Source organism: Litchfieldella rifensis (assembly GCF_042646605.1).
In the GTDB taxonomy this organism is placed as follows: domain Bacteria; phylum Pseudomonadota; class Gammaproteobacteria; order Pseudomonadales; family Halomonadaceae; genus Litchfieldella; species Litchfieldella rifensis.
In genome coordinates, this window is the sequence record NZ_JBHRUG010000017.1 from 182,647 (window position 1) to 196,407 (window position 13,761).

At 63.3% G+C, this 13,761-nt stretch carries 13 protein-coding genes and 1 tRNA gene; 7 read left to right on the top strand and 7 right to left on the bottom strand.

Annotation, left to right across the window (positions count from 1 at the left end; translation table 11 throughout):
* Positions 1 to 48 precede the first annotated feature (48 nt).
* The 7 genes from pth to ACFOEV_RS07960 form a co-directional block, all read right to left on the bottom strand.
* A complete protein-coding gene (pth, locus tag ACFOEV_RS07930) occupies positions 49 to 639 on the bottom strand; it encodes an aminoacyl-tRNA hydrolase (protein WP_386772612.1) in 591 nt (196 codons plus the stop codon).
* Between the two features lie 38 nt (positions 640 to 677).
* Entirely contained in the window at positions 678 to 1,388 is a 711-nt protein-coding gene (locus tag ACFOEV_RS07935; RefSeq protein ID WP_386772614.1) for a 50S ribosomal protein L25/general stress protein Ctc, read from the bottom strand.
* Positions 1,389 to 1,500: 112 nt separating this feature from the next.
* Positions 1,501 to 2,442: a ribose-phosphate pyrophosphokinase gene (locus ACFOEV_RS07940; RefSeq protein ID WP_386772616.1), complete on the bottom strand. Its 942-nt coding sequence runs from the start codon at positions 2,440 to 2,442 to the stop codon at positions 1,501 to 1,503.
* Between the two features lie 67 nt (positions 2,443 to 2,509).
* Positions 2,510 to 2,584: transfer RNA gene (locus ACFOEV_RS07945), tRNA-Gln, on the bottom strand.
* Positions 2,585 to 2,637: 53 nt separating this feature from the next.
* Complete coding sequence (gene ispE / locus ACFOEV_RS07950) at positions 2,638 to 3,525, bottom strand: 4-(cytidine 5'-diphospho)-2-C-methyl-D-erythritol kinase (protein WP_386772618.1); 888 nt, start codon at positions 3,523 to 3,525, stop codon at positions 2,638 to 2,640.
* Between the two features lies 1 nt (position 3,526).
* Positions 3,527 to 4,126, bottom strand: coding sequence for a lipoprotein insertase outer membrane protein LolB (lolB, locus tag ACFOEV_RS07955; protein WP_386772620.1), 600 nt, complete (start codon positions 4,124 to 4,126; stop codon positions 3,527 to 3,529).
* A gap of 27 nt (positions 4,127 to 4,153) precedes the next feature.
* A complete protein-coding gene (locus tag ACFOEV_RS07960) occupies positions 4,154 to 5,887 on the bottom strand; it encodes a tetratricopeptide repeat protein (protein ID WP_386772622.1) in 1,734 nt (577 codons plus the stop codon).
* Between the two features lie 167 nt (positions 5,888 to 6,054).
* On the opposite strand from ACFOEV_RS07960, the gene hemA reads away from it, so the two are divergent.
* From hemA to ACFOEV_RS07995, 7 genes are all read left to right on the top strand, one after another.
* On the top strand, positions 6,055 to 7,326 hold the full coding sequence (gene hemA / locus ACFOEV_RS07965) for a glutamyl-tRNA reductase (RefSeq protein WP_386772624.1): 1,272 nt from the start codon (positions 6,055 to 6,057) through the stop codon (positions 7,324 to 7,326).
* A gap of 27 nt (positions 7,327 to 7,353) precedes the next feature.
* Positions 7,354 to 8,439, top strand: a complete 1,086-nt coding sequence (gene prfA / locus ACFOEV_RS07970) for a peptide chain release factor 1 (RefSeq protein WP_386772626.1) — start codon at positions 7,354 to 7,356, stop codon at positions 8,437 to 8,439.
* Positions 8,439 to 9,281, top strand: a complete 843-nt coding sequence (prmC, locus tag ACFOEV_RS07975; RefSeq protein ID WP_386772628.1) for a peptide chain release factor N(5)-glutamine methyltransferase — start codon at positions 8,439 to 8,441, stop codon at positions 9,279 to 9,281. The genes prfA and prmC overlap by 1 nt, the downstream gene beginning before the upstream one ends.
* A 198-nt stretch (positions 9,282 to 9,479) precedes the next feature.
* The gene (locus ACFOEV_RS07980; RefSeq protein WP_386772630.1) at positions 9,480 to 9,980 is read left to right on the top strand and encodes an Lrp/AsnC ligand binding domain-containing protein; all 501 of its coding nucleotides are present in this window, start codon (positions 9,480 to 9,482) and stop codon (positions 9,978 to 9,980) included.
* Between the two features lie 21 nt (positions 9,981 to 10,001).
* Positions 10,002 to 10,757: a HesA/MoeB/ThiF family protein gene (locus ACFOEV_RS07985; protein WP_386773064.1), complete on the top strand. Its 756-nt coding sequence runs from the start codon at positions 10,002 to 10,004 to the stop codon at positions 10,755 to 10,757.
* Between the two features lie 532 nt (positions 10,758 to 11,289).
* Positions 11,290 to 12,582 carry an NAD(P)/FAD-dependent oxidoreductase gene (locus ACFOEV_RS07990; protein ID WP_386772632.1) on the top strand — a complete coding sequence of 431 codons (1,293 nt, stop codon included), beginning with the start codon at positions 11,290 to 11,292 and terminating at the stop codon, positions 12,580 to 12,582.
* 45 nt (positions 12,583 to 12,627) lie between these two features.
* Entirely contained in the window at positions 12,628 to 13,758 is a 1,131-nt protein-coding gene (locus tag ACFOEV_RS07995) for an ABC transporter ATP-binding protein (protein ID WP_386772634.1), read from the top strand.
* Positions 13,759 to 13,761: the final 3 nt, after the last annotated feature.

The following is a 13,761-nucleotide window of genomic DNA, read 5'->3' on the forward strand; positions in this document are numbered from 1 at the left end:
TTGGTGGTTTTCTTCCAGCTTATGGCTTCAAGCTTATAGCTGTGCTTTTCAGCCTTCGGCTGAAAAGCTGTGCAACCGGTTCATGGCCCTGGCCCAGTCGCCGCGGATGGCATCCGGCAGCGTGGCTTCGATCTCGCCAAAGACAGTATCGATGGCAGCACGTTCGGCTTTGCCGGGACGACCGAGTACATAATTCGTGACCTGGCGGGCATCACCGGGGTGGCCAATGCCGATGCGCAGGCGATGGAAGGAGTTGTCGTTGCCGAGGGCACGGATGACGTCACGCAGACCGTTGTGACCTCCATGACCGCCGCCTTGCTTGTAGCGGGCGGTACCCGGGACGATATCCAGGTCGTCGTGAGCGACGAGCAACTCGTCAGGGGCGAGTTTGAAGAACTGGCAAAGCGCGGCGACAGCCCCGCCGCTGCGGTTCATATAGGTCTGCGGTAACAGCAGATGCAGATCCTGGCCGGCGAAGTGGACCTTGGCGTAATGGCCCAGGAACTTGCGCTCGGCTCGCAGTGGCGTATGACTGTCGCGCGCAATGGCCGCCACCAGCCAGGCGCCAGCATTGTGCCGGGTGTCGTCGTATTCCGGCCCGGGATTGCCGAGGCCGATGATCGCTTTCACTTGGCTCATGCTGACGCCCTGGTGGTCGTGACGGGAAGAAGGCCGGCTTATTCGGCCTTGTCTTCGCCTTCGCCCTGGTCGGCTTCCTGGTCTTCCTGCTCCTTGGCCTCGCTCTCGGGTGCGGCTTCAGGCTTGGCTTCCGCCTCGACTTCTTCCTCACCCTCTTCCGCGATGCCGCGAGTCGGATGCGTAATGTTCACGATACCGGTGTCATACTCCTCGCCGTGTGACAGCGCCACGGAAGTGACGCCTTCCGGTAGCTTGAGGTCGGATAGGTGCAGGGTTCCGCCGAGCTCCAGGTCGGTGATGTCGATTTCCAGGTACTCGGGAAGGTCCTTGGGCAAGCAGCTGACTTCGATATCGTTGGCCAGTACGTGCAATACGCCGCCCTGTTCCTTGATGCCTTTGCAGCGTTCTTCGCCCACGACGTGGAGCGGTACGTGCAGGGTCATTTCGTGGGTGGCGTCAATCCGCATGAAGTCGGCGTGGGTCACCAGCGCCTTGTAGGGGTGGCGTTGCAGATCACGAATGATGACCTGTTCGTTGCTGCCATCGACATCGATGTTGATGATCGACGAGAAGAAGGCTTCGTCCTCGATAGCCTTGTAGAAGGCGGCCTTGTCGATGGTGATCGGCTGCGGGGCCTTCTCGCCACCGTAGATGATGGCAGCGACCTGCTGGTTCGCGCGGCGCAGGCGGCGGCTCGCACCTTTCCCCAGCTCCTTGCGAACGTTGGCGGTAAGTTGGTAATCGGACATTGGTAACCTCATTGGTTAATAAAGGAAATCGCTATCGCCCGCGACCAGGCGATAGCGTTTCCGGGGCCCTTGTGGGCTGCGTATCCAGGCGCGATGTCCTTCTGGTCGGACCTTAGTGGAACATCGCGCTGACGGATTCTTCGTTACTGACCCGGCGGATCGCTTCGGCGATCAGCCCGGCCACGGACAGTTGGCGAATCTTCCCGCTGCGGCGTGCCGGTTCGGACAGCGGAATGGTATCGGCGACCACCAGCTCATCGAGCACCGACCCGCAGATGTTGTCGACCGCCGGCCCCGACAGAATAGGGTGGGTCGCATAGGCCACCACGCGACGGGCACCATGATCCTTGAGAGCTTCGGCGGCCTTGCACAGGGTGCCGGCGGTATCGACCATGTCGTCGACCACCACGCAGGTGCGTCCTTCGATCTCGCCGATGATGTGCATCACTTGGGCCTGGTTGGCCTGTGGGCGGCGTTTGTCGATGATCGCCAGGTCGGCGTTGAGCTGCTTGGCGATGGCCCGGGCCCGCACTACGCCCCCGACGTCCGGGGAAACCACCACCAGGTCGTCGTAGTTCTGGCGCTCGATATCGTCGAGCAGGATCGGTGAGCCGTAGACGTTATCCACCGGCACGTCGAAGAATCCCTGAATCTGGTCGGCATGCAGGTCCATGGTCATGACCCGGTCGACGCCCGCCTTGACCATCATGTCGGCCACGACCTTGGCGGAAATCGGTACACGGGCCGAGCGTACGCGGCGGTCCTGACGGGCATAGCCGAAATAGGGTACCACGGCGGTGATTCGTGCAGCGGATGCCCGGCGCAAGGCATCGACCATCAGAATCAGTTCCATCAGATTGTCGTTGGTCGGCGCACAGGTGGACTGCAGAATGAAGACGTCCTTGCCGCGCACGTTCTCGTTGATCTCGACCGCGATTTCCCCATCGCTGAACTGACCGACCGTGGCATGGCCGAGCCGGTTGTCCAACCCTTCGGCGATCTTACGGGCGAGGTCGGGATTGGCGTTCCCGGCGAAAACCATCAATTTAGACACGCGCAGCCACCTTTGGAGTGTTGGGATCTCTGTAAGGGATGGGGACAGCTCACCAAGTGTCGGGACGTGGCTGGGGTAGCAGGATTCGAACCTGCGAATGGCGGTACCAGAAACCGCTGCCTTACCACTTGGCTATACCCCAGCATTTGCCTTTCGGTCCCGAGTCGCAGCCCAAAAGGGGCGGCGACAGAACTGTCACGGCGCTTCGGCCTGGCCCGCGGCCGGCGGAAGGCGACATCCCAGAGCCGCATGGAGGGGAGAAAGGTTGCAGCCCTTCGCCTTGAAGGCATGCCAACCGGGGTCGACACGCTGCAAAATGCTATCGGCCTGGCGCTCATCCGTCAAACGCGCGAACAGGCAGGCGCCAGTACCCGTCAACATGGTCGGTGCGAACCCGGACAACCACTCGATAGCCCTCGCGACCTCTGGGTAGCGTTCGCATACCGTCACCTGGCAGTCGTTGCGCCAAGGCGCCCCCCCCTGCAGTGCGCGCGCCATACTAATGGGGGGGGTGTCTCGTGTCAATTGTAGCGCATTGAATACGCTGGCGGTGGCGACCGTGACGCCGGGGTGCAGGACCACGAACCAAGGGGTATCGAGTTCGACGGGGGTCAGGCGCTCACCGATACCCTCAGCCCAGGCGGCGTGACCGTGCACGAACACCGGGACATCGGCGCCCAGTCGCAGACCCAGAGCGGCGAGTCGGTCCCTGCTCAGCCTCAGCCCCCACAAGCGATCGAGTGCGAGCAGGGTGGTGGCCGCATTGGAGCTGCCGCCACCCAGGCCGCCGCCCATGGGGAGGCACTTGTCGAGCTGAATATCGACCCCCAGGTGGCAGCCGGTCTCGGCGTGTAATGCCTGCGCCGCGCGCACGATCAGGTTGTCTTCGTGAGGGACGCCGGCTATCGCCGGTGCCAGACCGATGATGCCATCGTCGCGCACCGAGAAGTGCAGGGTGTCGCCGACATCGAGGAACTGGAACAGCGTCTGTAGCGTGTGGTACCCGTCGGCCCGGCGCCCCGTGATATGCAGCATGCGATTGAGCTTGGCCGGGGCCGGCAGGGTCAGGATGTCGCGCGGCACGTCAACGTTCTCCCGGGCGCCAGTCGTTGACCACCAGCGTGGCGCGAATCTCGTCGTAGGTCATGACCAGGCGGCGCGGCAGCCACAGGCCGCCGGCATAGTCCCAGTCGCGGTAGGCGATATTCCAGCCGGCTTGACGCAACTGGGCGGGATAGCCCAAGGCATCCTCTTCCACCTCATGGTCGGCGCCGGGAGCGGGCAGCCCGCGGATCCAGTAGTCCAATGCCGAGATGGGCAATGACCAACCGAGCTGCTCTTGCATCAGGGCTTCGGGGCTCTCGGCGACGAAGCGGCCTTCGCTGGTGTTCAGCGAGACGCGACCGTCGCGCCCCTCGAGCACGCTGCGACCGCTGCCGAAGGGGCCGCTGATCAACATGCGGTAATAGCCGGGATGTTGGGACCAATCGAGGTTGGCGCTGGTGGAATCTTGCGGTGTGCGCAGGCCCACCTTGCCGGCCAGGGTCCAGGTGTCAAGCGCCTCCAGGCGAGCGGACTGGGCGTCCCAGTCGCCGCGTTCGCGCGGCTGGTCGGGGCCCGGGGCACGGCTGGCACAGCCGGCAATCAGCGCGAGGCAAAGCAACACAAAGAACAATCGCATCATGAGTTGGCTCGGTCGTGGTTTCAGGGATCAGGGGGCGAGGGCGGGAATGCGCTTGAGCAGGGCATCGACGACCGGTCGTTCGCCATGGCGTTCGAGGCTTTCGGCGATCAGGTCGCGAGCCTCCTCTTTACGCCCCAGCTCCCACAGCACTTCGGCGACATGGGCGGCAATCTCCTGATCGGGCATGATGTGGTAGGCGCGCTCCAGGTAAGACAGGGCGCGCTCGTTGTCGCCTTGCTTGTGATAGACCCAGCCCAGGCTGTCGAGGATGGCGGCATTGTTCGGGGCCAGGCGATGAGCGCGCTCGATCAGGTCCTGGGCCTCATCATGACGGTCGGTCATGTCGGCCAGGGTGTAGCCCAGGGCGTTGAGAGCCATGGCATGCTCCGGGTCCCGCTCGATGATGTACCGCAGGTCACGCTCCATGCCCTCCAGATCGCCAGCCTCGAACGACCGCATGGCACGCACATAACGCAGTTCCAGGTCGTCGGGATTGCGCTCGAGTTCACGCTGCAGCAGCGCATCGGCTTCGTCGCTGTGTCCCTCCTGGTCGAGCAGTTCCACCTCGAGCGAGGTCAAGGCGCTGGCCTGGTCCGAGTGACGCAGGCGTTCGATGCGCAGGAACCGGCGGGCATCCCTCAAGCGGTCGTCATCGATCAGCATCTGCGCGGCGCGCAGGCGTGAGGGGAGGAAATGCTCGCCGGGAGGCACCTGGCGATAATAAAGGAGGGCGTTATCGACTTCCCCTTGCTCTTCGGCGATGGTGCCGAGCAAGGTAAAGGCCATGGGAGGCGTGTCATCGGCGCTGACCAGGGGCAATAGCAGGCGTCGGGCTGGCGCCGGGTGGCCTTCGTCCAGGTACAGGCGCGCCAGTGCCAGGCGCAGGTCATGGTTGTCGCCATGATGCTCGAGAAGGGTGTCGCTCTGGGCCTCGGCGGCCTCGACATTGCCGAGCATGAGTTCGGTCTGCGCCACCAGCAGGATGAAGCGCCCATCGTCGGGTGAAACTTCAAGCCCCTGGCGGGCCGCGTCACGGGCGGCGGGGATGTCCCCGCGCTCCAGGGCGATGCGCGTGCGGGCCAGCCAGAGTGCCGGTAGCTCGGGATGGCTGCGGGCCAGGTCGGTCAGGCGGGATTCGGCGCGCGCGAGCTGGCCGTCCGCTGCTTCGAACAAAGCGGTGGCGAGAATGGCGTCATAATAATAGGGGTGGCTCTCTGCGCCATCGCGGGCCAGGTGCTGACGCAGTCGCGACAACAGCGGCGCCACGTCGGCACCCTGGTCGATCGCCTGTTCCGCGAAGTCCACCAGTTCACCATGAGCGCCGCGCTCGGTCAGCATCAAGCGCTGCTCTAGACTGGCCAGCCAGTCGCCACGCTGCAAGGCTAGACTGGCCAGCAGGCGAGTGGGGGCCTCGGCATCCGGCGCCAGGGTCTGCCAGCGATGCGCGCTTTGTTCGAGCAACTGGGGGTCATTGGCAAAGCGCGCGGCCAAGGTGGCACGCTCGATCAAGGCCAGCGACTGGTAGCGCTCGGCCATTTCCAGATAACCGCGGCTGGCCTGCTGATAATCGCCCCGGAGCCCAGCGAGTTCAGCCGTCAACAGTGTCGACAGGCCTGCGGCGTCCAAGCCATGAGACACGGGCGGAGCCTGAGCCAACGGATCGTCGAGCTCGGCGTTGGATGAGGTCGGCATGCCCTGGCAGGCACTCAGAAGGATTACCACCGGTACTGTGAGAGCTGCCGGGATCAAGCGTGGGTGCATGTTCGCCTCGTTCACTGTGCCAAGCGTTCAGCATAACGGCTTGGTGGGAGCGGTCAACGACAACTGGAGACGTCGTCCTCACCCGGGGCTGTGGTAGAATCGAATGTCGACAAGACATACGACCGCACGATTCGCTTGAATACTCCTGACGCCAAGACTCTGACTGCATGACGCTTCTCGCCCTGGGAATCAATCACAAGACCGCCGCCGTCGAGGTGCGCGAGCAGGTTGCCTTCACACCTACGCAGCTCGAAGCGGCACTGGCCGAGCTCCGGGCGCTGCCCGAGGTGCGCGAGGCAGCGGTGCTGTCGACCTGCAATCGCACCGAGCTGTATTGCGTGACGACGCCGGTGGGCGAGCAGGCCATTCTGGAGTGGCTGGGGCGTTTTCATGATCTGCGTGCCGAGCAACTGGCGCAGAGTGCCTACCATTACCTGGACAACGATGCGGCCCGTCATCTGATGCGGGTAGCAGTGGGGCTCGATTCGATGGTGCTTGGCGAGCCGCAGATCCTGGGCCAACTCAAGGACGCCTATCAGATGGCCCGGCGGCACCAGGGGCTGGGAGGCGAGCTCGAACGCCTCTTTCAGCATACCTTCGCCGTGGCCAAGCGGGTACGCACCGAAACCGGGATCGGCGAGAATCCCGTGTCGGTCGCTTATGCCGCGGTCAGCATGGCCAGCCGGATCTTCGATGATTTCTCGCACCAACGGGCCCTGCTGATCGGGGCTGGTGAGACCATCGAACTGGTGGCGCGTCATTTGCGCGAGGCCGGCATCCGCGAGTTGATTGTCGCCAACCGTACCCGCGAACGGGCCGAACGCCTGGCAGGTGAATTCGTAGGTCAGGCCATCACTCTCCACGAGATCCCGCACGCCCTGGAGCGGGCCGATATCGTGATCTCCTCGACCGCCGCGCCGCTGCCGATCCTCGGCAAGGGCATGGTCGAACGGGCCATCAAGAAACGCCGTCATCGCCCGATCTTCATGGTCGATATCGCCGTGCCGCGCGATATCGAACCCCAGGTCGGCGAGTTGAGCGATGTTTTCCTGTATACCGTCGATGACTTGCATGAGGTGATCGAGGAGAACCGCCGCCACCGTCAGGTGGCCGCCGACCAGGCCGAGGTGCTGATCGAGCATGGGGTGGGGAACTGGCAGCACGAGCGCCGAGTGCGTGGGGCCGGCGAGCTGATCCGCCGCTACCGTGAGCAGGGCGAGGCCCTGCGTGAAATGGCCGAAGCTCAGGCCCTGGCGCAGCTGGCCAAGGGCGAAGATCCGGAAAAGGTCGTCACCCGTCTGGCACGCCAGCTCTCCAATAAGCTGATGCATGGTCCCACAACGCGGCTACGAGAAGCTTCCGGCGCCGAGCGCCATGACATCATCACCGCTGCCGAGACGCTGTTGCTCGATTCGACGGCACCGTCCCAGGATCCTTGAACGCGGAATCAATCAACAGGACTCTTCATGAAAGCGACACTGCGCCAGCGCCTGGACTCCTTTCACGAGCGTTTCGAGGAGCTTTCTGCCTTGCTCTCCGAATCCGAGGTGATCGCCGATCAGGCAAGCTTCCGCGACTATTCTCGTGAATACGCCGAACTCGAAGCCCTGGTAGCCACCTGGCAAGAGTATCGTGCGGTAGAGGGCGATATCGAGGCTGCCGAGCAGCTCGCCGGCGATAGTGACGCCGAGATGCGCGAGCTTGCCGAGATGGAACTGGTTGCCGGGCGGGAACGGCTGGAGGTCCTGGAAGAAGACCTCAAGCGTTTGCTGGTTCCCAAGGACCCCGACGATGGTCGTAACGTCTTTCTCGAGGTGCGCGCCGGCACCGGCGGCGACGAAGCGGCGCTGTTCGCCGGTGATCTGTTCCGCATGTATTCCCGCTACGCCGAGAAGCAGGGCTGGAAGGTCGAGGTGGTCAGTGCCAGCCATGGCGAGCAGGGGGGCTACAAGGAAATCATTTCGCGGGTCAAGGGCGAGGGTGTCTATGCGCGCCTCAAGTTCGAGTCCGGCGCGCATCGCGTACAACGCGTGCCGGCCACTGAATCCCAAGGGCGCATCCATACCTCGGCCTGTACCGTGGCGGTGATGCCCGAGGTCGCGGATGTGGGCGATGTCGACATCAACCCCAACGACCTGCGGGTGGATACCTTCCGCTCCAGTGGCGCCGGTGGGCAGCACGTCAACACCACTGACTCGGCGATCCGCCTCACTCACTTGCCGAGCGGCGTGGTGGTGGAATGCCAGGAAGAGCGCAGTCAGCACAAGAACCGTGCCAAGGCCATGTCGCTGCTGGCCGCACGCCTCAAACAGAATGCCGTGGATAGCCAGCGCCAGCAGCAGGCCGATGCCCGTCGCTCGCTGGTCGGCTCCGGCGATCGCAGCGAACGCATCCGTACCTATAACTTTCCCCAGGGGCGTCTCACCGACCACCGCATCAACCTGACCCTGTACAAGCTCGGCGAGGTCATGACCGGTGAGTTGGATGAAGTGATCGAGCCCCTGATCCACGAATACCAGGCCGAGCAACTGGCCGCGCTGCAGGCAAGCTGATGCATCTGGAAGCGTTACTGCGCAGGGCCGCACGGCGACTCGACGAGGCTGGTTCTCCCACTGCTCGCCTCGATGCCGAGATGCTGCTATGTCACGTGCTGGGCGTCGAGAGAAGTTGGCTCTATACCTGGGGCGATCGCAACGCCGAGCCCCTTGCCCGGGCACGCTTCGAGGCCTTGATCGCGGCGCGGGCGGCGGGTCAGCCGATCGCCTACCTGATCGGCGAGCGTGAATTCTGGGGACTGCGGCTGGTGACCACGCCGGTGACGCTGATCCCCCGGCCGGATACCGAAACCCTGGTCGAGGCGGCGCTGGCCCGGGCGACCGGAGAACGGGGACGCATGCTCGACCTGGGCACCGGCACCGGCGCCATTGCGTTGGCCTTCGCGAGCGAACGCCCTGGTTGGCGAGTGCTGGGGGTCGATCGTGAGCTGGCCGCGGTTGCGTTGGCCGCCGAGAATGCAGCACGCCTCATGATCGACAATGCCCACTTTCGTGTCAGCGACTGGTTCAGTGAACTCGCCGGTGAGCGCTTCGACCTGGTCGTGTCCAACCCGCCTTACCTGGCCGATGACGACCCACATCTGGGGCAGGGCGATGTACGCTTCGAGCCGCGTTCGGCACTGGTGGCGGCCGAGGCCGGCCTGGCCGATCTGCAGGACCTCGTGCGCCAGGCCAGGGCGCACCTGACGCCGGGGGGGTGGTTAATGCTCGAACACGGGGTGACGCAGGGCGGTGACGTGCGCCGGGTCATGGGCATGCAGGGGTATACGGACGTGGCGACACTCGAGGATCTCGGGGGACGAGAGCGGGTCAGCCTGGGTCGGCATGGCTCCGCTTGAGCGTTGAAGGCCCGGGGAGGCGGGACTGGAGTCGAACCGGACCAATGTGGTAATACTAAAGGCAAGGGAACTCAACTCGACTATCTATGACTGGGAAGTTATCGTTTTGGCGCATATATATCTATATTTTCTATATTTATCAGATGATATTGCCGGCATTGCTTCTCCAACTGCTAGTGGCTCGGACTGCACATTACAATGAAAGCCAAGACTCGTTCGCTGGACCGAATCGATCTGAAGATTCTGCGTTGTCTGCAGGAGAACGCGCGCATTTCCTACGTTGATTTGGCCTCTCAGGTGGGCTTGTCCACCACGCCTTGCCTGGAGCGGGTCAAAAGACTCGAGCGTGCCGGTATCATCCGAGGCTACAAGGCCGTTCTCGACCCCAAGGCCCTGAAGGCCAATCTGCTGGTGTTCGTCGAGATCAGTCTGGAAACCCAGTCGCCCGCCGTCTTCGATGAATTTCGGCGTGCCGTCAGCAAGTTGCCGCAGATCCAGGAGTGTCATCTGGTGTCAGGGCAATTCGATTACATTCTCAAGTGCCGGATTCCCGAGATGTCCGCCTATCGTCAATTGCTCGGCGATGTGGTGCTGACGCTTCCCGGGGTCAAGGAGTCAAAGAGCTATGTGGTCATGGAGGAGGTGAAGGAGGAGTTTGCCTTGCACATTCCCGATATCGACCAGCTCGATGACAAATAAGCAGGAGCCCATCGCGTGGCGATGAATGACGAAGCGCTGTTGCGCTACAGCCGCCAGATCATGCTGGATGCCATCGACATCGAAGGCCAGGAGCGCCTGCTCGCCAGCCATGCACTGGTGGTTGGGGCCGGTGGTCTGGGGTCGCCGGTAGCGCTGTATCTGGCAGCTGCCGGAGTGGGGTGCCTGACCCTGGCCGATGCCGACGAGGTCGAACTGTCCAACTTGCAGCGCCAGATTGCCCATGCCCAGGCGGACCTGGGACGCAACAAGGCCGAATCCGCTCGTGCGGCGGCTCAGGCGCTCAATCCGACCTGCAGGGTCACTGCCGTGACGACCCACCTGGAAGGCGACCGCCTGGCCACCGCGGTGGCGAACTGCGACCTGGTCGTCGACTGCACCGATCGCTTCTCCAGTCGCTATGCCATCAATCGGGCTTGCCAGGAAGCAGGTAAGCCGTTGGTCTCCGGAGCGGCGATACGTTTCTCTGGGCAACTGGCGGTCTTCGATCCGCGCGCCCCGGACAGCCCCTGTTACGCTTGCCTGTATCCGCCGGGCGAGGCGGGGAGAGACGATGAGGAGCTGCGTTGTGCCGAAAACGGGGTGGTGGCGCCGCTGGTGGGACTGATCGGCAGCTTCCAGGCGCTCGAGGCGGTCAAGTTGCTGAGCGGAGCCGGCCAGGTGCATCGGGGATTGTCGACCTTCGATGGACTGCGCGGCGAATGGCGCCATTTCAGGGTGCCCCGCGATCCGGCATGTCCGGTCTGCCGTCAGCGCTAGGCACTTTTCAGGCGAAGCCGAGGAGGCGTCATGGCCGGCTGCGAGGCGGTGGTGCCCGGGTACCCATTGTCCGAGGCTGCTCGCGAGCCGCATGCCAGGCTCAGGGAAGCGTCAACCGCCTTGGACCGTAGGGGCGGCATTTCTAGATTCTCACCGGCAGCGATATCGGTTATCCGCCCGGCCACCTCACCCTCCTTGGATCGCTGCCGGTCGACTCCGGGCACTGCCCGTCGATGATGGTCATTATTTGACGCCTTTCGTGATCATCACCCGTCGCGATCGCTGCCCACGCCGTGTGTTGGAGGCCTTTCTTGGGCCTTGTGTCGCCATCAGTAGTGACCTCATAAGCGCCTAGCTTGCTTTTGTTTGAAAATATCGTTATTGAATACTTGACACGATTGGGTGGTCTGGTGGCAGACTTGCTATAAAAGAGGTCGATGTCATGGCCTTCTCGTCACCAACTGTGGTGAAAGAATTCAACAACAAGAATCGGTAGGGTCTCCAGGCCCTGCCCATTGCAAGGAAGACACGCATGCCCCTTGCCTCTGCTCTTCAACGCCCCGCTTCCTACTACCGCGACAGTATGGCGGTAAGCCTGTTCGAGTGTCCCTCGCTGCAAGGAGAGGTCCGCGCCGATGTCTGTGTGATCGGAGGAGGTGTCACCGGCTGTTCCGCGGCCCTGCACCTGGCTGAGCGCGGCTACTCGGTGGTGTTGCTCGAGGCCGGCGAGATTGGCTACGGCGCTTCCGGGCGCAGCGGTGGCCAGATCCTGCCGGGACTGGGCACGGATATCGCCAACGTGGAGAAGGCGCTGGGACCGACGCGGGCACGCGAGATCTGGGAGATGAGCCGCGAGTCGGTGCGCTTGACCGCGTCGCTGGTCGAGCGCCATGGTATTCCCTGTGATCTGGCCTGGGGTTATCTGCATGCAGCGGTCAAGCCGCGCCACGTCCGTGAACTCCAGGCTTTCCAGAGCAGAATGGCCAGCCGTTACGATTACCAGGCCTTGGAATGGCTGGAGGGCGAGGCATTGCGTGAACGCGTGGTGACCGACGCCTATCCTGGCGCCTTGTTCGAAGCCGAGGGTGGGCACTTGCATCCGCTCAATTACACACTGGGGCTGGCACGCGCCGCACAGTGCGCCGGCGTGACGATCTGTGAGCACAGCACGGCCATCGAGGTACGCCAGGGACAACCCGTGCAGGCGCTGACCGCGGGGGGGCGGGTCACCGCCGACTTCCTGGTGGTGGCTACCAATGCCTACCTGCACGGACTGGTACCGGAGCTCAACGGCCGTATCATGCGTGCCGCCAACTACATGATCGCTACCGAGCCGCTCTCGTCCGAACGGGTGGCTCGTGTCCTGCCTCAGAATGATGCCCTGGCCGATGCCAACTTCGTGCTCGACTACTACCGGCTGTCCGCGGATTGTCGCCTGATCTATGGCGGCGAGGTCAGTTACAACGGCCATGAGCCGCGCAACCTGCCGGCCCGCATGGATGCCAAGATGACGCGGCTGTTTCCGGTGCTCAAGGGCGTGAAGATCGACTACCGCTGGGGCGGCGATGTCGCCATCACTCTCAATCGTGCCCCCGATTTCGGGCGCATCGCCCCTAATCTGTATTACGCCCAGGGTTATTCCGGCCACGGCATGTCGTTGGCCGGACTGGCCGGCAAACTGCTGGCCGAAACGATTGCCGGGCAGAGCGAACGCTTCGACATCTTTGCCGCCATGCCTCACCGCACCTTTCCGGGGGGCAAGTTACTGCGTACGCCGTTACTGGTGCTCGCGACACAATTCTATAAATTGCGCGATCGGTTGTAAGTGCCAATCATGGCGCTAAGGTCGACAAAACAGGAGAGTGGAGCCATGACCCCTTCCACCACGGTGCCCGATGCGGGCATTCGAGAGCCGGCGACGGCCCCTGCGAACGACAGTCACGGGCATGAGGTACGTGCAGCGTCCTCGATCGAGATGCTTGGCCTGCATAAGCGCTTCGGCAAGACTACGGTTGCACTGGATGGCGTCGACCTGACCATCGAAGCCGGGGAGTTCTTCACCTTGCTCGGCCCATCCGGGTGCGGCAAGACCACATTGCTGCGTATTCTGGCCGGTCTCGAAGAGCCCGATGCCGGGCGTCTGAAGATCGGCGGACACGACATCACCGACACGCCGCCACACAAGCGCAGCGTCAATACCGTCTTTCAGTCCTACGCGCTGTTTCCGCACCTGTCGGTGCGCGACAACCTGTCCTTTGGTTTGCGCATGCGCGGCATGCCGGCCGACAAGCGCGATGCCAAGGTCGCCCAGATCGCCGAGTTCATTCAACTCGGCGACCTGGTCGAGCGGCGTGTCGACCAACTCTCCGGCGGTCAGCGCCAGCGTATTGCCCTGGCCCGAGCGCTGGTTTGCGAGCCCGATGTCCTGTTGCTGGACGAACCGCTGTCGGCACTGGATGCCGGGCTGCGCGGTCAGTTGCAGGTCGAGCTGCTGCGAGTCCAGAAACGCTTGGGTATGACCTTCGTCTTCGTCACCCATGATCAACGGGAGGCCATGGTGATGTCGGATCGCATCGCGGTCCTCGATAGCGGCATCATCCAGCAGGTAGGGCCACCTCGCGACGTCTATGAGCGCCCGGTCAATGCCTTCGTGGCGCGCTTCATGGGCCACGACAATCTCTATCCCGTCACGGCCCGGGCAGGCACCAGAGTTACCACGCTCCTGGGAGAGCTGCAATGTGAATCACCGGAACAGGGAGAACTGCTGCTGATTCGGCCCGAGACCCTGGATCTGTTGCCCGGCGAGCAGCCTGGTGAAAACCGTTTGCTGGCCACGGTCAGTGAATGCCTTTACCGCGGCAGTCACGCCGAATACCGCTTGGAGATCGGCAGCACCAGCTTGCAGGCCACCGTCAACAATCGCGGCAAGCACTTGCCGAGCGTAGGTGAACGCGTGACCGTGGCCGTCGCCCCGGAAGATCTCGTCACCCTGAGCGAGTGAGGA